The organism is Microvirga arvi (assembly GCF_016892765.1).
Classification (GTDB): Bacteria; Pseudomonadota; Alphaproteobacteria; order Rhizobiales; family Beijerinckiaceae; genus Microvirga; species Microvirga arvi.
The window spans coordinates 1-1380 of record NZ_JAFEMD010000174.1; the positions used below are offsets into that span (position 1 = coordinate 1).

Annotated in this window: 2 protein-coding genes and 1 pseudogene; 1 reads left to right on the top strand and 2 read right to left on the bottom strand. The window is 56.2% G+C overall.

What is annotated here, in order from left to right; genetic code table 11:
* Positions 1 to 59 precede the first annotated feature (59 nt).
* Positions 60 to 293: a helix-turn-helix domain-containing protein gene (locus ILT44_RS32105; RefSeq protein WP_204243328.1), complete on the bottom strand. Its 234-nt coding sequence runs from the start codon at positions 291 to 293 to the stop codon at positions 60 to 62.
* Positions 294 to 817: 524 nt separating this feature from the next.
* A pseudogene (locus ILT44_RS30350) lies at positions 818 to 1143 on the bottom strand (DDE-type integrase/transposase/recombinase); the annotation flags it as partial.
* Positions 1144 to 1220: 77 nt separating this feature from the next.
* Between ILT44_RS30350 and ILT44_RS32110 the strand changes: the two are divergent.
* On the top strand, positions 1221 to 1380 hold a 160-nt coding region (locus ILT44_RS32110; RefSeq protein ID WP_204243329.1), incomplete at its 3' end, for a helix-turn-helix domain-containing protein.

The following is a 1380-nucleotide window of genomic DNA, read 5'->3' on the forward strand; positions in this document are numbered from 1 at the left end:
GCTTCTTGGGCATTGTGGTCCTCCTGTGAGCCTCAAGACATACTTCAGGGTGGACCAGTTCAATGGGGGCGGATCACCAATGTCGGAGCCGAAATGCCATTGCAGCGCCCAAGTAACTTCTTGTTGGGAGCCCAAACGACTGAGTTCTTATCTATGCTGTTGCCTTCATGGAAAGAGACGACAGCTTTCAGCACGGTAAGGGCTCGTGGCCGGATGCCTAAGCTACCTGCAGCTTTCTCCACAAGCTTGCACGCCTCCCACTTATCTATGGTTTCCGTTGCTGGATCCGTCATAAGGACATTTTCCTATGTTTGCGCCAGATGGCCAAGAAGCTAGAACTCTTCGAGATCAACATACTGAGAGCCTCACCTCCTACAAGGCACTCGCAACGCTACTCCTCTAATAACAGAAAAAGTCTCTGGAAATGATTATTTTAGCTATTATTCTTTGTAACACTCGCTCTGACGAGCATTGACAATCACATTGATAAGCAGAGTTCATCGTCGTGAGTAACCGGAACGGCAACGGTGATATTTTTCAACATCTTTTCCCAGACCTGTACACAGGATATCAACAGATTGGATCTTTTGTTCGCAACCTCAGGTGCATCTGGCCTAGCGCTGCATCTGCATCCGCTGCTCATGGACTAATAATCTCCTGATCTGATACGCGAGGCTGCTATTTTCAGTGTGGCCGCCTCGGCGGCTGCCTTTCTCGATAGGCTGCTCGGCCCCGAGCGGCGCGAGACCGGCTGGATGCGCATAGCGCCGAGGAGATCGCCACCGAGGCGGCCGCCCTCAACTCAAGGTCAAGAAAGACGCTGGGCTGCCATGATCAGAGCGCCAAGGGTCAGCTCGGTGCGCATATGATCGCGCATCGCCCAACCCACCACCTTGCGGGTGGCCAGGTCCAGCACGGCCGCCAAGTAGAGCCAGCCCTCGCCGGTTGGAATGTACGTGAAGTCGGTCAGCCACACGCGATTAGGTACAGATGTCGTGAACTTCTACTGCAGCAGGTTGGGCGCAATTGGCAGCTGATGACAACTGTCAGTCGTGGTTGGTCGGAACCGGCTTCGGGCCAGAGCCCAGATGCCATATGACGGCGCATCAGCCGTTCGTCTCGGCCACGGCTGATGCGCCGGCCCTAGAGCGGTTTGGGGTTGAACGGAATCGCGGGATCTGACTCGATGGTGTTCAGGGGCATGAGCACAGAGGCTCGCCATGACCACACCGTTATCTCAGGATCTGCGCCGGCGCATTGTGCAGGCTGTTGAGAAGGGCAGCTCAATCCGCCAGGCGGCCGTTCGTTACGAGGTCAGCCCCTCGGCCGCCGTGAAGCTGTTGCGGCGGCTGCGCGAGACCGGCTCGATGGTGCCAGAGC

Excerpts from the sequence above, each read along its gene's own strand:
- ILT44_RS32105 (WP_204243328.1), bottom strand. The coding sequence starts at position 293 with ATGACGGATCCAGCAACGGAAACCATAGATAAGTGGGAGGCGTGCAAG.